This is a genomic window from Infirmifilum lucidum, assembly GCF_014876775.1.
GTDB classification, from domain to species: domain Archaea; phylum Thermoproteota; class Thermoprotei; order Thermofilales; family Thermofilaceae; genus Thermofilum; species Thermofilum lucidum.
Genome location: NZ_CP062310.1, coordinates 387144 through 409502, shown reverse-complemented (window position 1 = coordinate 409502; position 22359 = coordinate 387144). Strand labels below are relative to the sequence as shown.

At 55.0% G+C, this 22359-nt stretch carries 24 protein-coding genes; 6 read left to right on the top strand and 18 right to left on the bottom strand.

Annotated features, from left to right (window positions below; translation table 11 throughout):
• Positions 1–80: 80 nt before the first annotated feature.
• A complete protein-coding gene (locus IG193_RS02260) occupies positions 81–788 on the bottom strand; it encodes a nucleotidyltransferase family protein (RefSeq protein ID WP_192819281.1) in 708 nt (235 codons plus the stop codon).
• 117 nt (positions 789–905) lie between these two features.
• On the opposite strand from IG193_RS02260, the gene IG193_RS02255 reads away from it, so the two are divergent.
• Positions 906–1187, top strand: coding sequence for a transcriptional regulator (locus IG193_RS02255; RefSeq protein ID WP_192819280.1), 282 nt, complete (start codon positions 906–908; stop codon positions 1185–1187).
• A 138-nt stretch (positions 1188–1325) separates the two neighbouring features.
• Here IG193_RS02255 and IG193_RS02250 read toward each other — a convergent pair whose 3' ends face one another.
• Positions 1326–3059, bottom strand: a complete 1734-nt coding sequence (locus IG193_RS02250) for a hypothetical protein (protein WP_192819279.1) — start codon at positions 3057–3059, stop codon at positions 1326–1328.
• Between the two features lie 153 nt (positions 3060–3212).
• Here IG193_RS02250 and IG193_RS02245 point away from each other — a divergent pair, with 153 nt between their 5' ends.
• On the top strand, positions 3213–3896 hold the full coding sequence (locus IG193_RS02245; RefSeq protein ID WP_192819278.1) for a hypothetical protein: 684 nt from the start codon (positions 3213–3215) through the stop codon (positions 3894–3896).
• Positions 3897–3995: 99 nt separating this feature from the next.
• On the opposite strand, the gene IG193_RS02240 is transcribed toward IG193_RS02245, so the two are convergent.
• A complete protein-coding gene (locus IG193_RS02240; RefSeq protein ID WP_192819277.1) occupies positions 3996–4748 on the bottom strand; it encodes a polysaccharide deacetylase family protein in 753 nt (250 codons plus the stop codon).
• 371 nt (positions 4749–5119) lie between these two features.
• On the opposite strand from IG193_RS02240, the gene IG193_RS02235 reads away from it, so the two are divergent.
• Complete coding sequence (locus IG193_RS02235; protein WP_192819276.1) at positions 5120–5992, top strand: glycosyltransferase family 4 protein; 873 nt, start codon at positions 5120–5122, stop codon at positions 5990–5992.
• On the opposite strand, the gene IG193_RS02230 is transcribed toward IG193_RS02235, so the two are convergent.
• The gene (locus tag IG193_RS02230; RefSeq protein WP_192819275.1) at positions 5926–6876 is read right to left on the bottom strand and encodes a glycosyltransferase; all 951 of its coding nucleotides are present in this window, start codon (positions 6874–6876) and stop codon (positions 5926–5928) included. The two genes, IG193_RS02235 and IG193_RS02230, sit on opposite strands and share 67 nt — an antisense overlap.
• Before the next feature lie 96 nt (positions 6877–6972).
• On the opposite strand from IG193_RS02230, the gene IG193_RS02225 reads away from it, so the two are divergent.
• The 3 genes from IG193_RS02225 to IG193_RS02215 all read left to right on the top strand — a co-directional run bounded on the left by IG193_RS02225 (position 6973) and on the right by IG193_RS02215 (position 9118).
• Positions 6973–8007 carry a glycosyltransferase family 4 protein gene (locus tag IG193_RS02225; RefSeq protein ID WP_225876106.1) on the top strand — a complete coding sequence of 345 codons (1035 nt, stop codon included), beginning with the start codon at positions 6973–6975 and terminating at the stop codon, positions 8005–8007.
• A 242-nt stretch (positions 8008–8249) separates the two neighbouring features.
• Positions 8250–8654 (top strand): HEPN domain-containing protein, encoded by a 405-nt coding sequence (locus IG193_RS02220; RefSeq protein WP_218042163.1) that lies wholly within the window; start codon positions 8250–8252, stop codon positions 8652–8654.
• On the top strand, positions 8624–9118 hold the full coding sequence (locus IG193_RS02215; RefSeq protein WP_192819272.1) for a nucleotidyltransferase domain-containing protein: 495 nt from the start codon (positions 8624–8626) through the stop codon (positions 9116–9118). Before IG193_RS02220 ends, IG193_RS02215 begins: the two co-directional genes overlap by 31 nt.
• 113 nt (positions 9119–9231) lie before the next feature.
• Here IG193_RS02215 and IG193_RS02210 read toward each other — a convergent pair whose 3' ends face one another.
• The 14 genes from IG193_RS02210 to IG193_RS02145 all read right to left on the bottom strand — a co-directional run bounded on the left by IG193_RS02210 (position 9232) and on the right by IG193_RS02145 (position 22245).
• On the bottom strand, positions 9232–10149 hold the full coding sequence (locus IG193_RS02210) for a glycosyltransferase family 2 protein (protein WP_192819271.1): 918 nt from the start codon (positions 10147–10149) through the stop codon (positions 9232–9234).
• Positions 10150–10169: 20 nt separating this feature from the next.
• A complete protein-coding gene (locus tag IG193_RS02205; RefSeq protein WP_192819270.1) occupies positions 10170–10721 on the bottom strand; it encodes a DUF1616 domain-containing protein in 552 nt (183 codons plus the stop codon).
• A 1-nt stretch (position 10722) separates the two neighbouring features.
• Entirely contained in the window at positions 10723–11217 is a 495-nt protein-coding gene (locus tag IG193_RS02200) for a DUF1616 domain-containing protein (protein WP_192819269.1), read from the bottom strand.
• Positions 11214–11630 (bottom strand): hypothetical protein, encoded by a 417-nt coding sequence (locus IG193_RS02195; protein ID WP_192819268.1) that lies wholly within the window; start codon positions 11628–11630, stop codon positions 11214–11216. Before IG193_RS02195 ends, IG193_RS02200 begins: the two co-directional genes overlap by 4 nt.
• Positions 11631–11668: 38 nt before the next feature.
• A complete protein-coding gene (locus tag IG193_RS02190; RefSeq protein WP_192819267.1) occupies positions 11669–12361 on the bottom strand; it encodes an ABC transporter ATP-binding protein in 693 nt (230 codons plus the stop codon).
• Positions 12342–13901 (bottom strand): hypothetical protein, encoded by a 1560-nt coding sequence (locus tag IG193_RS02185; RefSeq protein WP_192819266.1) that lies wholly within the window; start codon positions 13899–13901, stop codon positions 12342–12344. The genes IG193_RS02190 and IG193_RS02185 overlap by 20 nt, the downstream gene beginning before the upstream one ends.
• A complete protein-coding gene (locus tag IG193_RS02180) occupies positions 13894–14991 on the bottom strand; it encodes a hypothetical protein (RefSeq protein ID WP_192819265.1) in 1098 nt (365 codons plus the stop codon). Before IG193_RS02180 ends, IG193_RS02185 begins: the two co-directional genes overlap by 8 nt.
• Positions 14975–15916 carry a hypothetical protein gene (locus IG193_RS02175; RefSeq protein WP_192819264.1) on the bottom strand — a complete coding sequence of 314 codons (942 nt, stop codon included), beginning with the start codon at positions 15914–15916 and terminating at the stop codon, positions 14975–14977. The genes IG193_RS02180 and IG193_RS02175 overlap by 17 nt, the downstream gene beginning before the upstream one ends.
• Positions 15917–16240: 324 nt before the next feature.
• Positions 16241–17521, bottom strand: a complete 1281-nt coding sequence (locus IG193_RS02170; protein WP_192819263.1) for a DUF58 domain-containing protein — start codon at positions 17519–17521, stop codon at positions 16241–16243.
• Positions 17518–18546 carry an AAA family ATPase gene (locus IG193_RS02165; protein WP_192819262.1) on the bottom strand — a complete coding sequence of 343 codons (1029 nt, stop codon included), beginning with the start codon at positions 18544–18546 and terminating at the stop codon, positions 17518–17520. Before IG193_RS02165 ends, IG193_RS02170 begins: the two co-directional genes overlap by 4 nt.
• Positions 18536–19429 carry a DUF4350 domain-containing protein gene (locus tag IG193_RS02160; RefSeq protein ID WP_192819261.1) on the bottom strand — a complete coding sequence of 298 codons (894 nt, stop codon included), beginning with the start codon at positions 19427–19429 and terminating at the stop codon, positions 18536–18538. The genes IG193_RS02165 and IG193_RS02160 overlap by 11 nt, the downstream gene beginning before the upstream one ends.
• Positions 19426–21201: a hypothetical protein gene (locus IG193_RS02155; protein ID WP_192819260.1), complete on the bottom strand. Its 1776-nt coding sequence runs from the start codon at positions 21199–21201 to the stop codon at positions 19426–19428. Before IG193_RS02155 ends, IG193_RS02160 begins: the two co-directional genes overlap by 4 nt.
• 116 nt (positions 21202–21317) lie before the next feature.
• Positions 21318–21569, bottom strand: coding sequence for a hypothetical protein (locus IG193_RS02150; RefSeq protein WP_192819259.1), 252 nt, complete (start codon positions 21567–21569; stop codon positions 21318–21320).
• Positions 21547–22245, bottom strand: coding sequence for a hypothetical protein (locus IG193_RS02145; protein WP_192819258.1), 699 nt, complete (start codon positions 22243–22245; stop codon positions 21547–21549). The genes IG193_RS02150 and IG193_RS02145 overlap by 23 nt, the downstream gene beginning before the upstream one ends.
• Positions 22246–22359 lie beyond the last annotated feature (114 nt).

The window sequence follows — 22359 nt, the reverse complement described above, 5'->3', positions numbered from 1 at the left end:
CTGTAAAGAGCGGGCTACAAGCTTGCCCCTCCCTGGGGCCCTTCCTCCCGGTGCTCTCCCAACACGCGGGGGCTAAAGAGCTAGCTCTCCCCCAGGAAGGCCTTCAACCGCGGCACGACGTTCCTCTCAGCCTCCTCGATGTCCTTGTGCGTGTCGACGCTCTTCCACGCCGCGCCCTCGTACTTCACGGCCCTCAAGAACCCCTCCCTGGCGATCCTCGGGAACGCCTCGCGCTCGATGTCCCCCTTCTCGGGCAGGTACTCGAAGACCCTGGGGGTGAAGGCGTAGACGCCAGCGTTGATCCAGTAGCCCCTCAGCAGGGGCTTCTCGACGAAGCTCGTCACCACGTCCCCCTCGGTCTCCACCACGCCGTACGGGCTGGGCAGAGGCACTAGTGCAATCGCGCCGACAGCGTTCCTGGCCTTCTCGAGGAGCCTGGAGACCTCGATGTCCGTCAGGACGTCTCCGTTGACGACGAGGAAGACCTCCTCGCCCCCCAGCAGGGGCTCGGCGTTCTTGAGCGCGCCCCCAGTCCCCAGGGGCTCCTCCTCAACCGAGTAGTACACCTTCACGCCGAGCCTCGAGCCGTTGCCGATCACCTCGAGGAACTTCTCCTTGAGGTAGCCGACACACACTATGAAGGCCGAGACGCCCTGCCTCCTCAGCCACTCAACCTGCCAGGCGACGATGGGCCTGCCGCCGACCTCGACGAGGGGCTTGGGCCTATCATCCGTAAGCGGCTTCAGCCTCTTCCCGGGCCCCCCAGCCAGGATAACTGCTTTGGGCACAGCCTAAAAGCGAAGCCGTCAAAAATATTCTTTACTAAGCTTCCATCTCATGGAGGTTCCAGGGCTTGGGAGAACATGGGAAAAGTATAAGTACAAGTAAAGACACGACAGAAGTGTATGTCGAGAGACCAGATCGTAGGGGCAGTCCTATTGCTCTTGTCAGTAGCAGTAATACTGGCGTACGCCTGGCTCGTATTCTTCACGCCCTGGAGCCAGCTAGTAATACAGCTGACAGTCTTCCTAGCGGTAGCAGGAGTATTCGGAATACTGGCGTGGATAGGCTACACGCTCGCAACAACCCCGCCGCCGAAGCCCATAGAGGAGATAGAGAAGGAGATAGAGGAGGAGCTGAAGAAGCTTGAGCAGGAGCAGCAGAAGCAGGAGAAGCCACAGCAGTAACAAGGTTATACTGCAACATACCATAGTTTTGTTCTAAACAAACAATATTATATCCTAACAAAACAACGTTTGCATTAAGTAAAACAATGATATAATAAGAGTGTGTGCCCCAGAACTCTCTGAATAGGTGAGAGGCGACTACGGGGACTTCAGCTTGTGCAGGAACTTCCCAAGGAGGCTTGTATCCACGGGCAGTATACCTAGCCTCAGGGCCTCGACCGCCCTGTAGGGGTTATCCACAACCCTCACGGGGTAGAAGCCCATCCTCATGGCAACCACGCAGTTGTAGAGGTCGTCGTCGAACACTACGACAGGCCCCCTCCCCCCAGCCCTCCTGACGCACTCCCGGAACATCTCGCTCTTTAGGGGGCCGAGGCCGCTGTCGCGCCCCAATACGACGCCCTCCCCTATGAACTTCCTCAGGACAGACTCGGGTTGCATGCTAGCTACGCAGAAGTCTAGGCCTCTGAGCACGCCTTCATCTAGGATCCTTTCAGCGCGGGCTACACGCTCGAACTCCTCCACTGTGCGGGAGGCCTCCTCGAACTTGTATACGTCTTCAAGCCACAGCCTGCGGAACATGCCTACCACAGTCTCCCACCGCCTGCGGTAGCTTCTCTCCTCGAGAACCCTGTACACACGCTTCCAGTCCACATGCAGCCTCGCGATGACGCCGTCGAAGTCCAGGATTACGAGGGGCCTCCCTCCCCTGAACAGCCCCCTGTAGAATTCTCTCAGCTTCGCGTAGTCCCTCTCAAGCGAATGCGCCCAGCTACTCTTCTCGGTCTCCAGCCTCTTGGCGGCAGCCACTACCTGGAGAGCAACCCTAGCGGGGTCTAACAGGCTGAAGTCGCTACGCCTAGCCCTCCGGGCCATGTAGAGCCATGTTCCCGGTAGCTTGGCCATGTACCTGAAGCCGTCGAGGAGCCAGTAGAACTCCCCGCTCCCCACTCTGAGCTCTCCAGCAAACCTCCTCGCCTCCTCTACCCCCTCTAGAAAGGCCTTTACGAGTACAGCGGGGAAGTGGTAGCCAAGCGATACTGGGAGGTCGAGGCTCCCCCAGAACTTCGGGTTAAGCTCGATGACGAAGTACCTGCCCTCAGCCGGGATCCACTTGAGTTCAACCATGAGCGGCCCAGTCCAGCGTAGCCTGGAGACGACAAACCTGCCAAGCCTGTAGAGCTCCGGGTCTAAAACAGGGCCCCTAGCCCCCAGGCTAGCCCCGCCCCCAGGGTCGTACTCGACAACTCTCTCGTGTGCAAACTCAAGTAGAGGCTCACCCTCGAAGGCCACCACCTCGTAGCCCCTACCTCTCCCCGGCACGTACTCCTGCACGAGGCAGGGGGCTCTGGCCGCAGCCGCCCTTGCTGCACTGCTAGCGTCGGGGAAGAACTCGGGGCTGGCAGCGTCGCTTAGACCCTTAACGACGAGAGGGGGCCTGAGGCTGTAAACCGCGTCGACCCCTGAACTGTCCGGTACTACTACAGAGGCCGGGACGACTCCGTCCCCCAGGAGACCCCCAAGGCTAGCCTTGTTCGAGGCCGCGGCAACAGACTCGTAAGCGGGGGCCGCCACCGTAGCCCTGGCGCGGCCCTTGACCCTGGACAGCGAGACGACGTCCAGGAAGTCCACGGGCACGATAACCTCAGCGCCAACTCTCTCAGCGACCTCGAGGACAGCAAGGCCCCATTCTAAACCTCCTCTCGGGGCGCCCTCCAGTACGAAGACTTCGTCGAAGAGCCTCGAATACACAAAGGGGTGCTTCCTGTGCGACACGCCGACAACTGTAGCCCCCAGAGCAGTCCTGAGGGAACTGCCGATAGCGAGGGCCTTGCGCGAGGCTATTGAGGCGAGCACGACTTTGTACCCCAAACCAGCCACCCGTCTTAGGCACTAGGACTAGATCTCACGCCTGAGTATTATACTTTCACTCCGGGAGGCGTCTCACGTAACCCCGTAAAACAGCTTGCAAAATCCCTGAGTCCAAAAAACGTATAAGTAACTCTACGGCACCGTTCACCAGGGATGGAAGACATACTTAGCATCCTCTCGGCGATTGGCGGGATAGGCGGGCTAGCAACAGTACTCTACCTGTCGTACTGGCTAGGGGGCAAATTCAGAGAAATAGACATGAGGTTCAAAGAGATAGACATGAGGTTTGAGGAGTTCAGTGCAAGATTCAGAGAAGTAGATAGAAGATTTGAAGAAATTAATAAAAGGTTTAATGAAGTGGACAAGAAGTTCGACGCCATAGATAGAAGGTTCGATGACGTGAACAGGAGGATCGAGGGGCTGGAGGAGAGGCTCTCCAGGCTAGAGGAGAGGGTTGACAGGAGGCTCGAGAGGCTCGCCTATGCCTTCATAAGCTACCAGGAGTTTCTCACAGGGTACTTCGTCTCGGAGGGGGTTCTAAAGCCGAGCGCTGCTAGCTTAGTCGTGACGGAGGCCAGGAACCTCATGAGGCTCGCAGTCTCGAACCCGTTCACGAAGGACGAGTGGAAGAGGCTCGGCGACCTCCTGGACAAGAGCGAGAAGGAGGAGTTGACGCTAGAGGAAGCCCAGGAACTCCTAAACCTCGCGAGGAAGGCCGTAATGGAGTACGGGGAGTACCCGGAGGCGTGGAAGCTACACATGTACGCGGCTATAATGGTAGGGCTAGCCTACAAGAGGATGAAGGAGCGCGAGAAACAACAGGGAGAGAAGAGCTAGCCTCCAGGCGCAGGAGGCGGCTCCAGCTTTTCGCCCCTGAGGAGACGGTACTGGGAAAACGCCCCTGGAAGACACGGGCGCAAGATCCCCGAAGACTGCTCAGAGCTCGTTACCAGCAACCATCCTATAGGCAGTCGCCATGTCCAGGAGCTCGAACCTCGACAGCGCCCTGAGAACCTCCGGGTAGACACGGCCACCCCTCATGTACACGGAGCTGTCGTGCCAGAGTATGGTGGCGAGCTTTACACCGCCCTCCCTGAGCTTCTCGACGCAGCTCACGATAAAAGAGGTAACCCTCTCCTCAGACATCCCGTCGTAAGTAAACATGTACGCGTCCATGAACGTCACGGGGAACTCTACAACGCCGCCAGCGTCGAAGAAGCCGGCGTTCCTGGCGTCGCACCCACCCCTGCTATACACGACACTGGAGTCGAACTTCACGCCCAACTCCCTTAAGACGCTAAAGTCCGCGACGCGGAGAAAGTGCCCCCTAGTCCCCTCCACCCTGAAGCCCAGAACCCCCTCCATGAAAGCCTTCTCCTCCCCCACACGGCCCGGATCATTGTAGTGCAAGCCCACACTCCACCCCCTCCCCAGCAAGTCCCTTATAACCCCCGCGTACCCCTCCACGGTCTCGCCGTCGTCGTAGAAAGCCCTGAAGAAAAACGTAGACCTAACCCCAAAGCCCTCCTCAACCTCGACAACCCTCGGCACGCCGAAGTACGGGTTGAAGCCCTCGCGGAGAACACGCTCGACAACCCACTCCTCAAACCTCTCCCTACGCCTCAGAATATGGTCGAGTCCGGGCCCCCTTCTCGAGTAGTCCACGTCATGGGTTAAAACAACAATCACAGAGTTTCCAATACATTTCCTTAATAAATTTTAATCGGAAGCTTCCCCTAAGAGGCAGAGTTAAAAATGAAATATTGAACACAACAACTATTAGTTGTGGAACTATGTTGTCTAATAGGAAGAGCATCTACGTGTCCTTCCGGGATATAAAGAACATTTCCCGACCTTTACTTTTCCATCAAGCCTTAAAGAATCTAGGTTATTCCATGCACTTTATCACATACAAGTCAATATTAAAGAAATCGCTAACGTGGCCACTTATCGCTGGACTGGATAAACTCAGGCCTTTTAGACCTATAACTTGGTCACTTCAAGGATTCCTCTTAAGTTTATATAGCACCGAGTACCATATTGCTTTCCTACTTAACCCTATGGGAGCTTTAGAGTTAAAGAAAAGCATTTTCAAAGGCTTAGCGATAATAGATTATATGGACGTTATCCTTGAAGAAGGTGCAGAACTACCCTACTATCACTATCTTAATTTAAAAAATTCTGATGGCGTTATTTTCTGGAGCAAAGCTTTTATGAGCCGTTTGAAGGGAATCATACCCAATATACGCTCACTGTATCTACCATTTGGTGTCTCACTTAATTTATTTAATCCGAGGAAAATAGGGGACTCAATATTTATTAATAAATATCCGTTTTTAAAGAACAGATTTAAGCTTTTATACAGCGGAGGGATTTGGCGTGGATCGAGAGGAGAAGACTACCAAGGTGTCGACAAATTACCTAACATTCTAGACAGACTTAGGAAATATTTACCGAGTAAAAAAGTTACATTAATCCTAAATTCTCCATTAGATAGAATACTCTACAAAGCTTTTAAGGAGACTGCAACACTCAATCAAGTTTTATGGATCCCTCCTCTGCCATCATCATCTATTATTAGGCAGAGTATGTTTAGTGCCGCAGACATATGTATCCTACCGGCATCGACTTACCCATCAATTTACTATGCCGAGCGTATGAAAATGTTTGAGTATATGGCTGCAGGAAAAGCCATAGTAGCCGAGGAAACCCCTGGAGCAAAAGGTGTTCTAAGGAATGGGTTTAATGCCTCGCTTACGAAATTAAACGATGTAGAAGATTTTTCTGAAAAAATAGTCACTTTAATAGAAGATAGAGATTTGCGATTACAACTAGGTGAAAACGCGTACAATGATATTTTACAGAACTACGAGTGGCGTATCTTAGCGCAGAGACTAGCCTTATTCCTTGAAAGTTTAGTAAACAGCATATAATCATGTAAACCTCTAATAAAGCCCAGTAAGAATGCGTACCTCCTAAAGACCCAGAAAGGTAAGAAGCTCATGTTTCCAAGGCGGATTGAATTCACTAACCCACCTATGGGAGCCGCAATTGCTCTTAATACAGGGATTAAAAACCAATAACAGCTTGGAATAATATTGTATAGGATCTTACTATAGCGAAGTGAGAGCCAAAATTCTTTCTCCTGGTTGTATTTTAGCAAGAGGATAGCAAAGCCTTTCCCCCAGCCATATTGTTCACGAAATAGTTCCCTTAGTGTCGGTCTGGGAATATGAAAGGATCCATGAACTCTTATTCTCTTGCATTTATAACCTTTTTTATACACTCTATAGCTGAAGTCCATGTCGTCTGAGCCATAAGGAGGATATTTCCAGAAACCGCCCACTTCCTTCCACAAGCTTTTCCGTAATGCCATAAAAGTTCCACCAGCATATATGACGTTCTCGCTTCTGAGTTGTGCGACTCTTCCATATTTCCAAACAAAATTCTCGAGAAGTTGGACTTTAGTATAGTTTTTAAATGATTTTGGACTGAAGGTACTTATAACATCGACGAGTCCTACGGATGGGTCATCAAAAGTTTTAAGAATCGTGCAGAAATGGTTTTCCCCTACTACAGCATCTGGATCAACAAAAGCTACTATTTCGTTTCTCGAACTAGCTATGCCATAATTTCTTGCAATCCCGATTCCACACCCTGGATCTTTTACAAGCCTCGCTTTTGGGCAAACTTCCTCTACCCATATAAACTTTTCAGGGAAAGGTGTAACTAGGATTATTTCATCAAGGCAATCAGCATTGCATACTGATGAGAGTGAAATTTTAAGTGTATAGGTGTCTGGACTCTTAACCATCATAACACAGGAGACCTTATACTCATAAGGCCTTCTCATAGCGTAAGTTAGGTTTAAATTACGACAAATATAAAAATATCTCCCTTGAGTGCACAAAAGGTGTTATATACTTTGAAAATACTAATTATATCTCCTACATTTAGTGGCATTGGAGGTGTCGCTCAGCATGTTTCAAAACTTGTCAAAAAGCTTATTGAGAGGAATTTTGAAGTAGAAGTCTTAGCCTGCGGGAAAGTCGGTTGTCTAAGGAAAAAAGGCCTAGCTAATTTAAGTTTCATTGCATTATCTAGCCTCATGTTGATTTCTAAGAGGAAGAGTTACGATGTCGTGCATGCACATAACATCCCGTCCGCCTTTGCTATGAGGGTTGTGAGTGGGAGGAGGGTTCTCACTCTCCACGGTGTTTTTTCTGACCAGATATCATTCCTCTATGGGCGCGGGCTTGGCCATCTGGCGCGTGCTGTTGAGCGCGTCGCTCTGGGCTGGGCTGATGCCATCACTGCTGTCTCGAGGGATGTTACGGAGAAGTACAGGAGGATGGGATTCAGCGTCAACCACGTTCCAAATGCTATAGACCTAAGGGATCTTCCGCGTGAAGCTGTGAGGCTGTACGACAGGCAGGTAGTGTACGTTGGGAGGCTTTCAAAAGAGAAGGGGGTATTAGACCTGGTCAAGGCTTTCCTGCTACACGACGTTGACGCAGACCTACTTATTGTGGGTGACGGCCCCCTGCGGCCGCTAGTCGACAAGCTCTCCGCTAGGAGCCCCAGGATACACGTCCTAGGCTATAGGCCCCGCAGCGAGGCGCTTAAACTACTTAAAGGCAGCGACGTGTTCGTGCTACCCTCGTACCACGAGGGCTTGAGCACCGCGCTCCTAGAGGCGATGGCCCTGAGAGTCCCCTGCGTGGCGACGAGAGTGGGGGGCAACGTAGAGTTGCTAGAGGGGGGAGCGGGGCTCCTCGTCGAGCCCGGCAGGCCGGCCGAGCTAGCAGAGAGAATTAGAGAGCTCTTGAGCGACAGGAGGCTAGCCGAGAATTTGGCCAGAACCGCCTACGATAGGGTAGTGTCCAGGTACAACTGGGACGTCGTCTTCCAACAGTACCTAGATGTGTACCTTAAGAGCCCCCTCTAAGTCTGGCCGCCCCTGGGCCTCGTGGGCCGGCCCATGGGGCTGGAGTCCTCGCACCCGGGAGAGGCCTCCGGTTGTAACATTCCACGTGGCAAATAGAGAGTGAGGCCTCCTTAAAGGCTGCCAGTATTGTTTCTTAGAGAAGGAGGCACGTGGTCAGGGAGGGATTTGAGTCGTTAAAATTATTCCTGGCTGTGCTAAAGCTTAAGTAAATGGTAAATTTAACGCGTGCATGACGCTAGTTGGTGAGTGGTTTGCCGAGGCTAAATGATGATGAGTGGAGGAGCTGGGTCGTTTACGCGCGCCGGGATAGGGTTGAGGCCCACAATGCTGTCGAGAGGGGATCCTGGAGCGAGGCTTGCTTCCACGCTCAGCAGTCTTGTGAGAAGCTTCTAAAGGCGCTCTTGATCAAAGAGGGGGTTTTCATGCCTGTACACGATTTAGGGAGGCTCGCTGAAGAGGCCTCGAGTAGGGTTGTCGAATTGGTGGAATTGGTGGAGTCCCTGGGAAAACTCACCGTCCACTACTATGCTTCCCGCTACCCTGACGCTGCCACGAGGTTTAGTATAACGTACGACGAGGGTGTGGCTAGGATGTGTGTAGAGGTGATGGATGAGTTATGGCGGGTGCTGGGGAGGCATCTAGCGTAGATATTGGGGAAATCTGGGACGGGAGCAAGGCCGTTGATTTTGCAATGAAGTTTCTAGGAGAGCTCTCAAAACACGCTAGGATAAGGTCTGCAGTTGTTATCGGGTCTAGGGCTAGGGGGGCCTGGAAGAAGTGGAGCGACATAGACCTGGTCATAGTATCCGACTGTAAGTTGGGGGAGGCCCTGTGGAGCACGAAGGGCTTTGGGGTCGTCGATGCAAGGCCGTATACGTGGGAGGAACTAGTAGAGGGGATAATGAGGGCTGAAGTCGAGATAATAGAGGCCTTTGAGTACGGCAAGGTTCTCGTGGACGACGGAACGTGGAGCAGGGCTAGAGCACTTTACGAGAAAGTTAGAAATGCGTTAGGGATAGAGAGGTACGGTGAGGGATGGAGGATAAGGAGGAAGATTCCCAAAAGCGAGCTTGAAAAGATGCTGGGCGAAATACCACCAGGAAGCAAGTAGCGAGCGCCACGAGTGAGAGCCAAGTCTCCAGGCGAGCACACGCGGACTGCAGGCTTACGGCCCTCTAGTGGAGACTCGCTAACGCCTCCAGCCCTGACCCCCCTCTAGTTGCACTATGCCTGAACCTGCCTGAGCCTCTTCTCAATCTTCTCTATGAGCCTGTACTCTAGGCGTTTAAGGTAGAGAGACAGTATTGAGAGCAGTACTGAAACTAGGCCCACGCTTACCATCTGTAGCGATATAATAGCCCAGACGAAGTGCTCCACTCCCCTGAAAACGTACTCGTAGAAGACCCAGAGGAATATCGGGACGCCAGGCATCAGTGACAGCGAGCCGAGCAGGAATATGACCAGCGTGGGGTTGTAGCGCCACGCGAGCCTCACGGTGTCGAAGAGTATTAGGAAGCCGTGCCGTTTACCCAGCTTCCCCTTACCGACGCGCCTGCGGTAGCGTATCGGCACCTCTGCTATCCTCCTAGTCGTATTAGCTACGTGCGCTGCTATCTCGACTTCGACGCTGAAGCCCTTACCCTCAAACCACACCTCCCTCGCTATCTCCGTGCGCACGAGGTACATGCCCGAGCAGACGTCAGAGAGTCTCACGCCGAAGAGGACGTTAAAGGCCTTCGTTATAACCCAGTTGCCGAACCTGTTTAAGAGCGGTATGTTCTCCCTGCCCAGGAGCCTCGCACCTATAATCTCGTCGTAGTCCTTTGCAACGCTGAGCATGGCGTCGACGTAAGAGGCGTCGTACGTGTAGTCGCCGTCGATGACAAGCATCCAGGGGGTTTCAACGTACTTTAGTGCAGTCTTTATGGCGAGAGCCTTGCCCCTACCCTCCTGTAACACGACTCTAGCCCCCTTGGAAGAAGCTACTTCACGGGTTCTGTCAGTGGAGCCCCCGTCGACGACTATTATCTTCTCGACGCCATTAGCCTTAAGCTCGTCAATTACCAGGCCGATCCCCTCCTCCTCCTGGAGGGTCGGGATAACAGCTGTGACGTCGCTTTTAGACGGTGAACCCGAGGACATAATTTAAAATCATTTTCATTTCACTTATATTTTTCCCGGCGGATGAGCTCAGCTCCAAGCACAGTTACGATTGTTTTCCTGTAGGCGGCAACTACAGCGACAGCTAGTATGAACGCGAATAAGGTGTATGCGACGGGTGTGAGCCTTATCCCCCAGGGCGTGTAGTTGAGAAAGAGCCCAAGCAGAGGCACTATCGCGAGCGACAGCCCTATCGACAGGGCAAGGCGCTCTAGAGGACTCAACTCCCCCTCAGACGGGTATAAGGCTTCCACAACCACGTAGCCAGGAAGGTAAAGCACGAAGAGCGAGCCGAAAACGTACCTGAGGATTGTCAACGCGGGGTGGGCCCAGCTGGAGTATATGAGGAGCAGTGTCGCCGTCGAGAGGGCGATGACAGACCAGAACCATAGGCTGTAGTCGAGCCTCGAGAGGTACCCCCTAAGGCTGGTAGGCGGTGAAAGGTCTACGAGCTCTAACTCGCCTCTGCTGACTTCACTGTAGACCTCCCTGAGCACCCTGAAGCTACTCCTCCCCCTGGACTTCTCCAACACGTACTCCTCGAGGGTAGGCATACTACACGCCCGGCTTCACTACATCCACATAGAGATGCGTCCACCTACCAGTGTACCGCCACCTCCCTGTGCTCGTGTCGTAGACCCAGAGCTCGAATATCAGAGCCACCCTACTGCTGTTGAGGCTCGGTGGGACTACCACAGAGACCTTGAAAGTAGCATTCTCGCCGTGTGCCAGGACACCCCTCCACGCCTTGAGGGGAGGGTCTGGAGAAGGCGAGGAGTTCGAGGGAATCGTCTGGTTTGTCCCGACTTTAAACACAACCTTGTAGTATATCGGCTTGCCCTCGTAGTTACCCACGAAAACACACAAGTCGACAGGCTGCCCGGGGACTACCCTCCTCGGGTAATCTCCTATCCTGCACTGCGAGTTCAGCAGGCCTAGAGCAGTAAAAGGCTCTGTGACCTCCTGCCGCAGTATCTGAGCAGCCGCAAACACCGAGGCCACAGTGATTATGGCCAGTACTACAGCAAAGACCTCCTCATCCAATATCACTTCCCGCCACCCCTCCTCTTCCTGACGAGCCAGCCACGACGGAGCCTGAACCACAAGTAGAGGTAGGCCCGCGGGACTGCGAGGTAGGCGATTAGAGGCAGGGAGAGGGCGAGGGCCGCAACACCATACCTAGCCACCGTGCGCCTAAGGTAAATGCCCTCGGCCTGCGACTTCAAGGCGTCAACCTCCGAAGAGATGCTGTCCAACATGCCCATGGTCTCGCTAGTCCTGTTTGCATCGTAGAGCCTGATAGCGGCATCAAGGCTCTTCGTGATATTCGAGACGTCGACTCCTCGGCTGTCAAGGTACTCAACGTCTCTAAGCAACGCTGAGACCCTGTCGTCTAGCGGGTCGCAGAGAGCCGTGTACGCTACAAGTAATACTAAGACTACAGGCCAGAGAGCTCTAAGCAAAAGGGACGCACCTCTCTCCTCAACGAAAAGTCACTATATTACCTTATCGCTGCTCTCTCGACAATTCTGCCATCAAGGAGAACCATGTCCCTATCAGCTGGGAAATCTGTAACAAGGTCGGTCGTGGTCATGAGCACGGCCACCCTACCCTCTGCGGCGAGCCTCCTGAAGAGCGACACCACTAGAGCCTCGGAGTAGTTGTCGAGGTTAGATGTCGGCTCGTCCGCCACCAGGAGTACAGGCCTCTTAGCGATAGCCCTGGCAATAGCAACTCTCTGCCTCTGCCCACCGCTAAGCTCGCCCGGGAGAGAACCCGCTAATTCCTCAATCTCCAGGAGCCTCAAGGCATCGGCTACTCGCCTACGCCTCTCTTTCTCAGGAAGACCCATAATCCTGAGTGGGAGCTCTACATTCTCGTAGACAGTGTAGGAGTCTATCAGCGAGAAGAACTGGTCAACGTAGCCGATGTACTTCAACCTGACCTGGGAAAGCCCGCTATCACCCAGCCCTGTTACGTCAACACCCCTAAACAGCACGCGCCCAGAGTCGGGCTTGAGCATTAGGGCCGCTATCCGTGCAAGAGTAGACTTCCCGACGCCGCTCTTCCCCCTCACGACTACAAACTCTCCCACTGCTACGCTGAGGCTAGCCCCCTTGAGCACCCTGGTGTTGCCCAGGGTTTTTGAGACGCCCTCGAGCACGAGGACAGGCTCATCCGTCCAGGGCGACAAGAACCTCACCCGAGTCGAACACCCTGCTAGACCCGACTAGTGAGGCCAGGAAAGAGTCTACCTGGTAGACGCTCAGGCCGCTAACGTAGCCCCTCAGGTAGTACTCCCGGAGGACGATGAGCGGGGCGCCCGGAGAAGTGGCTTTGCCAGCGTAGGAGCGGGCCAAAATACAGCCAGTGTCGACCCTAACGGCACCCGCGTAAAAGTAGTACACCTTATCGTCTCCACATGCAGAGCCCCCTGGCAGAAACTTGGAGATGGCTTCAAGGCCCCAAACTTCTGACCTGCTATACCGCCAGTAGAAGGCAGGGCCACGCCCGCTGGCCGAGAGGGCCACGAGACTCGCGGAAGAGAGGACGAGCGCAAGCACGACGGCCGCTACACCAGCTCTGAAGACTCGCCGCCTCATGTTTGCCACGACGCCCAGGAGTATGCCTGCCGGGAGGAAGTAGTAGTTCATAAACCTGTGCAGCGTAGAGGCCAGCTCGGGCCTTGCAAGGAATACGTATAGCGAAAAAACGCTCGGCGGGACTGCCAGCGCGTACACAAGGGCTAAGTGCTCCCTGGAGGAGTACTTTCTCGATACCAGGAAGACGTACGGGGCGAAAGCGGGGGCCACATACGGTAGTAGCTCCCGGTAGTTAACTCCGAGCCCTTCGACGATGGGGGTTCTCGAGGAAAACAGCAACAACACGACAACGGCTATGCCGACAAGCCCTTCGACGTAACCAACCCTAGAGAACTTCAAATATACCACGGTTCCCAGGGTGAGGTAGCACGCGTAGACGGCGAGCATGACAGCGTCTAGAAGCCCCAGCTTTAAGGGCATGGCCTTTCCGCCGTACGCAAGGTAGTATGCTGAGAAAAACGCCCCTGCAAGGAGCCCGAGCATGGCACTCCTGCCAGCCTTCACAGGGCATGACCCTCTACAGTAGCCCACGTTCTTCAAGGCAAAGCAGACTACAGCTGTGCCCAGGAGTAGCGAAGAGGCCATTACAGACGCCAAGTGGTGACTCAGGACTAGCGCCCCTGCGAGGAGACCTGCAAGAAGCGTGTCCCGGCGCGAGCCCCCCGCGGCTATGAGAAGCAGGGCGAAGAGGAAGGGATACGCGTAAACCTCCTTGAGGAGAGTAGCCGAGAAAACAGCGACAGGCGGGTAGAAGAGCCAGGTAGCGAGCAAGACTAAGGCAGGTATTCTCTCCCTGAACACCCGTCTCCCAAGGGCGTAGAACAGGAGCGAGGAGGCCGAGAGGGATGCAGAGAGGAGGAGGAAGCTGTAAGCCAACCACTGGCTGGCACCTGTGACTCGGGAGACTAGCGCTGCCGCCAGAATGACGCCAGGCCACCTGTTATTGTACCCGTCGAAAGCGGCGTCATCCCATATCCTGACGCCGGGGTTGGAAACAATCTTCTCAGAAGCCCTGATGAGAGGCCAGACGTCCGTCGAGAAAGGCTCCCATGTGACCAGAAAGGGCACGAGGCGCAGTAGTAGGCCTGTGCAGAGAACCAGCCCTAGGAGAAAAGCACCTAGTCTACTCAAAGGCTTCCCCCCTCGCTATACTTGCTGACGCGAAGCCCCACACGAGTACTACGCCCGCCACCAGGCCCGCCGGTTTAGGCCCGAGTTTCATGCCGAAGCCCAGGAGCTGTAGCTCAAGTGGTAGCAGGCTGAGGACGAGGCTTGAGAGCACACCGCCCAGCAACGAGTAGGCTAGAAGCATTAGGATCAGGGAGGCCCTCAGAGCTCTGGAAGATGCCCCCGATAACCGCAAGACTGCGAGCTCGCGGGCTCTAGCACTGAGCACAAAGCCCCCCAGCATCGAGGCCGAAACAGCCAGCGTCGCGCACACAGTTACAACTACGGCATAGAAGACCTCTACTGGTACGCCAAGCCTCTCGAGAACCTCCCCAGCATAGGCCGAGTAGAGCCTAGCACTGAAATTACCACCGGTACTCCTGACAGCCAAGAAAATTCTCTCACCGATGCTCCTCCTAGCAGAACTTATACCTAGAGCGCCCAGCACGGCCTCTGCGCCCCCCTCGGAGTGCACAACTACGACTGAAGCCTGTGAACCCCTCAAGCCGCGGAGAGAGCGGGCAAGCTCGAGCCTCGAGACAAGCATCCACGAATAGGGCTGCCTCCCCGCAAAGCCGCAGATCCGGAGAACATATGGGAGCGAGGTATAGGGCGAGTACGCAACAACGTCCATTCCAGGAGCTAGGCCCAGTTTATGGGCCAAATCCTCCCCCACAAACACGCAATTAGCCTCACGGCTATCCGATGAGGCAATTTTCCCGAGCTCGCGGTCTTCAAGGCCCACGAGGATTGCTGAAGAATGCTGAATTTTAACCAGCGCATAGACCCTTTCCTCCAGTGCGACGCCCTCGACGCCCTTCAACTTACCCCGCAACTGGTCTACATCTACTATAGACGTGAACGGTGCCAGTGAGATGCTCGTTACAACAACACTAGGGCCTCTAGCATCTAGGATGCTGTCATAGAAGTTCTGTACGTCCAGTAGGAGAGAGCCAGAGGCAATGATTGCCAGCTCCATTACGAGCACTTGGAGAATTATTAGCAAGTGGAGCTTAAAGCCCAGGACGCGAGCAACTTCAGCAAGTATTCTCAAGCTCTCCCACCCTGCTCTGGACTACCAGCGGAACGAGCAGGAGCAGTACAGCGGCGTAGACGCCAGAGGGCAGAAGCAGCGAGGAGAGGGGGAGGGGCCTGGAGAACACTGTCACCCCGAAGAACCTCAAAGCCCACAGGGCTCCATGCGCAAGCACAACACCTGCCGCAACTCCATAGGCGGACGAGAGTAGAGCTACAGCTGCAAGCGACAGGGAGAGAGAGCACTTAAGCTCGTCCACCCCCAGCCCCTGGCCCCTGAGTACGCAGAGCTCTCTCGAGAGAGACTCGACAGCCCTAGACAGCGTCAGGGGCGAGACCGCAGCGAATGGCAAGAGAGAAAGGAACGCTAATAAGAGCATCGCCCCCGAGAAGCTCTCGCCGAAGTCGCTTACAACCTCAAGCTGAGTCGAGTGCCTGGGGCACAGCTTAACCCACCCAACGCCTCTCGAGGCATTCACGACGATAAAGCCGCCTTTAAGGTACCTGCATTCAACGAAGCCAACCGCACTAGCATTAAAGATCCCCCTGTTGAGAGAGAGCTCAGCGATGAACCCGGGAACCCACAGCTCTGCACTGACGAGGGCACCGCTTCTCTCTCCCCTAGCATATGTAGCCCTGCACCCGTAGAGGCTAAGGAAGACATTAAGGTCTTCGACGAGATATACCGGTACAGCTCTAACTTCATTCACGTTTAGGTAAACTACCCTAGCCCAGACACAGCCAGCCTCCCGGGGCGCGTAGTGGAGGCCTGCAGTAGCCACAAAGCTCAGCTCGTGGACGAGCGCCGAGGAGCCCACGATGTAGATAGACGACAATGTAAGCGGCAGGGAGACGACGAGCAGGGTTATCCTGAGGACTTCTCCCCTCAAGCAGACTCTCGCCAAGAGTAGTGAAGACCTTAGCACCCTGCCCCAACAGGACATCCCTGAAAGACCTCAACCCATCACCCATATTACTACCTCCCTTAAAAACCTCTCCTTGGAGCCAAGCTCTCCCGTGTGAAGAGAAAAACTGGGGGCTACTGCAGCGCCATACGAGAAGGTGGAAGGACGATACCCCGGAGGTTATAGCAGTACATGTGTTTTACTATGAGGGCTGGTTCCAGGCGAAAGCTCTAAGAAGTGCAGAAAGGCTCCTAGAGGAGCTCGAGTGGTCGTAGCCACCCGCTCTCTCCACGCACTTAGATGGGATAGTGCGTCCGCGGCACTCCCTGACGGAAAAACCCGGCATGATTTCCCGTCACTTCTTCAGATGGAAGGCTCGATGACGAGAGTCTTCTGGATCTCCTTCCTGCAGAGAAACACGTTAACGCCCAGAGAAGACAGTTTCCTCGTCGCCTTATGAAAACTGGACTTAACTCTCTCAGCCTCAACATCGTCGCGGGCGTCCAGCCAGGGCTCAGCTGGCACAACAAGGCTCAAGATCCCGCCACTCCTGGCAACGCGGGATGCGAAGTCCAGCACCTCGCCGGTAGCGTGTAGGAGCGAGGTGACGTAGACAACATTCCCGTGGGCTAGAGTCCCCTCCTGCGCCCCAAACCCAGGGTTCAAGCCGGCAACTTTCTTCAAAACTCCACGTATCTCGTCGATCGTCTGTGGCTCGATAAACTCGTATATATCCAGCTCCTCCACAATTCTGGACTCTAGAACCCTCCCCACAACGTAGGCGAGAAGCCCCTGAGTAGTGTTGAAAGAAAAGAACCTCCCCGTGTCAGTCTCATAAACGCCGGAGGCTTGTACACCGTGTGAGACAAGCCCTACGGCCAGCGACAGAACAGCCGAGGCAACAGCGTCGCACGTGTAGGGGCCCGTACACCTGAGGTCGAATACCAAGAGAGGCTGGAACCCGAACCCTCCCCGGAACTCCTTCACGAACAGCAACTGCCTCCTCGCTGTAGACTTCCAGTCGATAAACTTCAGGTCGTCGCCAGGCTGGTACTCTCTGCTGCCAACGTACTCCTCCGGCGTAGACCTCAAGTAGACAACCTGGGACAAAGCCTCCTGCGGTACAGCAGCCTTAAAGCTACCCCCAACCCCGAGCAGCGCGAGCGCTCTTTGAAGCCAGAGCAGCGTGGCGGGCTTGACGCGGAAGGTGACTCCCACGGGCACTTCCTCCAGTAGCTCGAATAAGCCCAGCCTGCTGTACACCCTAGCGGTAATCTTCTCGACACTGTAAACTCCACTGTACTTGAACGCGGCTTCAAAACGGTACGCCAACACTCTACCCCTAGCCTCAACGTCCCCGACGGCCAGCCACGCCGGCAAGCCTACGGGCTCGAAGAATAGCCCAGCCAAGACCTCAAACCCCGGCCTCTCCCACACCCACACCTCTTGGACAGGCTCACCCCTAACCTCGAGCACTAGCCTGCGCGCGTCGAGGAGAAGCCTGGATAAGTCGAAGACGTAGACAACAGACGCTACGGCGGCAAACAAAGCCAGTAACTGGTCCTGGAGGAGAATAGTTGAAGCCCAGAAGAAAGACAACATGGCTAGGAAAGCTACGCCGCGCTCCGTGGGGGAGACCTTCATACCTTTGGAACCTCCACGCTCTTCAGAGCCCTCTCCACGACGTCTAGAGGCGAGACACCCTCAGACTGGGACTCAGGCTTCAAAACAATCCTATGCGCTAGGACGTAACGCGCAACACTCTTCACGTCGTCCGGGACGACGAACCCCCTACCCTCCAGGAATGCGAGAGCCCTAGCCCCCCTGTAGAGCCAGATACTAGCCCTAGGCGAGGGCCCCAGGAGAACCTCGCTAGAGCGCCTAATGAAGCCCACAAGGCTAACGATGTACCTCGTGATCTTCTCCGAGACGTAGACTGTCTTCATGAGCTCTGAGGCCCTGAGAAGCTCCTCCTGGCTAATAACAGGCCTAAGCTTTGAAGGTGCCTCACCCGAAGGCACCTCTAAGACAGACTCCACAGCGTCTGAGATATCAATGATCGTGGCCTCAAGCCCCTCGTCAGGGTAGGACGTCTGGTACCCGTAAGCAAACCTGTCAACAAGCACGGGCGTTAAAGGGTAGGTGCCCTCACTCCCAACTGGCATCTGGGATGCAAGCACGAGGAATGGCTTAGGCAGTGCGTGTCTAACGCCCTCGATGCTAACCTCCCTCTCCTGCATGGCCTGGAGGAGGGCGCTCTGGGTTCTGGGAGGCGCCCTATTCAACTCATCGATAAACAATACGTTCGTAAAAATGGGGCCTTTTCTCAGAACCCACTCACCCCTCTTCAAGTCGAAGTAGTACGTACCTATGATGTCGCTCGGCAGGAGGTCGGGCGTCATCTGGACACGCTTGAACGAGCCCCCAATCAGGCTCGCGAAGACTCTGGCAACGCTAGTCTTCCCAGTCCCGGGGGGTCCCTCGATGAAAATATGCCCCCCTGTCAGCGCGGCCACGAGGAGTAGCTTCTTAAGGTCGTCGTAGCCCACAATGTAGGAGTCAAGCTTATTCAGAATTTCAGAAGCCCGCACTAGGAAAGCCTTAGCCTCAGCCGTGAAAGCAGAGTTTCCTACACTCTCCTCCCGCAAAGCACCCACCTTATACTCCATGCCTGGCACCAATAAGCTTTCGAATCCTCCTAGAAATCGCCAGGGAAAGAGCGTACATTAACAGGCCTGTGAGAGGGACGCTTATGTACCTCAGGGAGGAACCATAAACCAGGCCTAGAACCCCTAAAAGCAGAGACCTAGCGCGAGTATACGTGCCGGCGTCCCAGAGGCCTACTAGCACGTAGACACTCCTAGAACCAACTAAATTTTTGATCATAGCAGAGTTCCCACCTAGATTAACCATCGAGTTAATAAAAATTGACGCATCCGAAAACACGACAAGCCTGCCAGAATCAATAGGCTCCATGTAGGCTACACAGAAAGGCCCGTGAGGCTCCCCCCTGTCGCAAACCCCGTTAAAATCTACGTCTAGGCAGCTGAAAGGCGAAGAGTAGGCGAGGCAGACACCACTGCCACCGGGCTCCAGTACACTAGCATAGTTCAGGTAGAGCTCCAGTGTACTACCATTTACACGCGCGAGAGCCCGTGGAAGGTAAGGAGACCTATACATGAAGACCCCGTCTTCCAGGAGCCCACCCCTAATACGCGTCGACGCCCCTAAAGCCCCCAGTATAGAGTTCCCGGAGCCGAAGTCGTCTGCAACTACGAGCACCCCGCCCCTCTCTACGAACCTCCTCAGCTCGAGAGCATTGACTGTAGAGAGGTTAGCCGAGGGCCCCACTATGAACAGGACAACCCCGCGCGGGAGCCCCCTTATGTTCCCGACGTCTACAACACTAGCGTTAAACTCCTGGCAGAACGTTGTGAGCCCATTCCAGAGAGGGTTATCAGGCGAGAAGTCGTCTGTAGAGGGTATAAAGGCCACCAGTAGGAGCAGTACAGCCAGAGACAGCCCCACGCCCAGCAGAATATAACCCTTCAACCCCCACCACCTAGAATGCTCGTAAATGCCCTAATTATCCTCTCAATCAGGTGCCTCTCGCCCTCAAGCTGGCTGTAAAGCACGACTTCGAGCTTCAGCATGAAGGATCTCACAGGTGCCCACAGAGCCTCAGAGACTCTACCCTTAATTGCGCTCAGATACTCTCTTAGAGTGTAGCTAGGCTCAAACCTTACACCAGTGACCCTCTCTAGAAGCTGTACCAGAGACTGGAAGAGGCCCTTTAACCCCTCCTCCTCGCGTGCCGTCACTGCACGCGCGGGCTGAGGCTCTTCGGCAACACGACGCGCCCGGATGGCCTCCACTGGTCTGGGGAGCATGACTAGGAATGCGAGGAGCGTCACGCCCACGGCGGGGAGGAAGGCCAAGGTGTTGTAGACCGGTAGCTCTAGCTCTACATCGACGTCCCTGTACCCCGGGTCTAGGGGGGAGATGTGCAGGACGACTCTAACACTCCTGTCAAGGTAAGTGTAGGGGACGCTTAGAGAGACGTTGTACCCCGTGGCTGAAGCGAAGACCCCCGGGGCAGGGTAAACATCGACTCGTGACTCCACACTAGGCGAGACAGAGAGAGTATAGGTAAAGCCCGTGAGTAGGAAACTGGGAGCACTGACCTCGACGCGTGGCGTAAGCCTGGCAACTTTTACGCTCAAGCTGACAAGCCCGGGGGCAATTCTGCCCAGAGGGGAGCTCGTAACCCTAATGGTGTACAGGCCTTCCCGGGCCGAGGCGGGGACAGGCACTGAGAAGTTGTGGATCGAGCCGTCTGAGATGAAGCTCGCGTTAAACCCGAACGGCCCATCAACAGCCACTTCTAACCCCTCCTCTGCCCTCACGTGAAGCGAGAAACTCCTCCCGGGGAGGCATGTAGAGTTATCAAGCCAGGCCTCCAGTGTGGGCTTGAAGAAGACGACATTGACGTAGACTTCGGGAGACCTCGCATACTTGTAAACACCATCTGACAGGAACTCTGCGTACACTCTAACAGGGGTCTGGTAAACCCTAACAGGGAACCACACGCTAAACCTGCCGTCCCCGTCAGTAACAACAGTATACTTCTCCGAGCCGAAGTACACGTAGACAGGCCTGCCAGCAACACCCCACCCGTACACCGAGACAAGCCTCCCACTAACGCCCAAGTACTCGCCGTAGAATACTTCAGTCCGAGAAACCTCAATCTCTAGAGACGCCCCGATGGAGGTGTCAGAGGCTCTCTGAACCTCGTCGAGAAGCCTATAATACCTCTCCTCGAGCGCGTCGAGCGCGGCCCTGAGTCTAGAGAGCACCTGGTTCAACGCCTCTCCAGGCAGGCCCAGAGAGCGTAGGACACTCACAGCCGCCTCAACGTCGTAGTACTGCGTCTCCGCAACCCTTATACTTGTGGAGGCGTTCCTAAGCACGGCGAGAGACGCATTGCAGTCACCCCTCACGTAAAAAGCCTCTGCAAGGTCTAGCAACGCCTTGCTCCTGTTCAGTGTACTCGTATAGGAGTCGAGGAGCTCGTTCATCCTCCGGTAAGCCAGCCTAAGACGCTCGGGCACGTAGGCCGCTGAAGCATTGGCGAGAATGCCCCTCGCCTGGGAGAAGTTAAAGCTCGCCAGGTACGAGGAGTAAGACATGTACAGCCTGGCAAGCGCGAAAGCGTCGGGCCCCGCCTCGGGTACGAGAGACGGGTCGACATGCCTCACCAGAGAAGGCTGGGCGAGAACAAAAACCAGCAGAGCAAGCACGACTGGCGGGAGTAAACGCCTCAAAAAGCCCCCCTCCTGATTCCCAGCACGCCCTTAAATAACTTTTGACGAACCCGCAATGGCCCTTACGGAGTCGTGTCCGCTGAGCCCCGGCCGAGACATAGAAGGTGCTCAGGCGCTTAAACAGCGTGTAAGCCGAGCACCTCGAGCACCCTGTAGACAACTATAGCCACGAATACAGCGAAGAGGACGGCAGCCAGGTAGTCCCTCGTGACACGCCTAGGCCTGAACAAAGCCTTCACGACAAAGTACTCAAGAGTATAGACCGATATATAGGCGTCAACCCTGCCCTCGCCCAGCGAGTACAGAGCCCAGAAAGCCAGGAAAACGGCGAGTGCGAGCACGGTGTTAGCCAGGTAGTCCCTCTCCACCAACCCCACCCCTCACGACAACCCTCCTCAAGTCACCCTCCAGGGTATCGCTTACAACAGTAGCGCTACCCCTCACCACAGCCATGACGCTCCCCGCTATAATGCCGTAGACACTACCTGCACTCGTCGAAAGCCTGTAAGGCGAAGAGGTCTTAACACCCCTAAACTCGACGAGCGCCCCCTCACCTCTCTCAACGCACCTAACCCACTCCGCGAGCCCGAGCCTGTCCACGGCAACCTCCTCGACGAGGCTACAGAAGTCCCCAGCCCCCGGGATAAGCCCGCTAACAGGAGACCTGAGGGCAACGAGGACGTTATCGCCCTCGACCCTCACGAAGAACTCGGGCCTCTCCCTGGGCAAGCTTGAGAGGGGCTTCTTGGAGACGAAGACGTACACGTCGCCCCCGTAGGACGCGTACGCGTTGTAGCTACCAACCCTGAAGAACTCCAGTGCAACGGCCATGTTCACGAGAGAAGACTCCACAAGCCCGAGCAGCTCCCTCGAGAGAGTAATGCGCTGGGGCGTCAAAGCCATACTGGCGCCCACCACTGCAAGCCCAAACCAGAGCGCCACGAGGGGCGTAAAGCCCATGAAGAGGTAGGTGGCAGTAGCCAGGATAGAGCCAGCCACTACTAGGGAGACGCCGAAACCCTGGTACGCCGAAACCCTCGTCATCGCTACACTGGGCAAGCCCCTAAGCGAGTACTTATACTTTGTTATAGCAGGCGCGAGAGCAAGGCTTCCAGCCCTTTTGCGAAATGAAAAACATTTATCGCATTACTCCCAGGA

What these genes read in the sequence shown, in the direction of transcription:
- IG193_RS02145 (WP_192819258.1), bottom strand. Translation starts at nt 22,245, where the DNA reads ATGACGAGGGTTTCGGCGTACCAGGGTTTCGGCGTCTCCCTAGTAGTG.
- IG193_RS02245 (WP_192819278.1), top strand. Translation starts at nt 3,213, where the DNA reads ATGGAAGACATACTTAGCATCCTCTCGGCGATTGGCGGGATAGGCGGG.
- IG193_RS02170 (WP_192819263.1), bottom strand. Translation starts at nt 17,521, where the DNA reads ATGAAGGTCTCCCCCACGGAGCGCGGCGTAGCTTTCCTAGCCATGTTG.
- IG193_RS02210 (WP_192819271.1), bottom strand. Translation starts at nt 10,149, where the DNA reads ATGTCCTCGGGTTCACCGTCTAAAAGCGACGTCACAGCTGTTATCCCG.
- IG193_RS02165 (WP_192819262.1), bottom strand. Translation starts at nt 18,546, where the DNA reads ATGGAGTATAAGGTGGGTGCTTTGCGGGAGGAGAGTGTAGGAAACTCT.
- IG193_RS02235 (WP_192819276.1), top strand. Translation starts at nt 5,120, where the DNA reads ATGGGAGCTTTAGAGTTAAAGAAAAGCATTTTCAAAGGCTTAGCGATA.
- IG193_RS02215 (WP_192819272.1), top strand. Translation starts at nt 8,624, where the DNA reads ATGGCGGGTGCTGGGGAGGCATCTAGCGTAGATATTGGGGAAATCTGG.
- IG193_RS02205 (WP_192819270.1), bottom strand. Translation starts at nt 10,721, where the DNA reads ATGCCTACCCTCGAGGAGTACGTGTTGGAGAAGTCCAGGGGGAGGAGT.
- IG193_RS02255 (WP_192819280.1), top strand. Translation starts at nt 906, where the DNA reads ATGTCGAGAGACCAGATCGTAGGGGCAGTCCTATTGCTCTTGTCAGTA.
- IG193_RS02175 (WP_192819264.1), bottom strand. Translation starts at nt 15,916, where the DNA reads ATGTCCTGTTGGGGCAGGGTGCTAAGGTCTTCACTACTCTTGGCGAGA.
- IG193_RS02230 (WP_192819275.1), bottom strand. Translation starts at nt 6,876, where the DNA reads ATGATGGTTAAGAGTCCAGACACCTATACACTTAAAATTTCACTCTCA.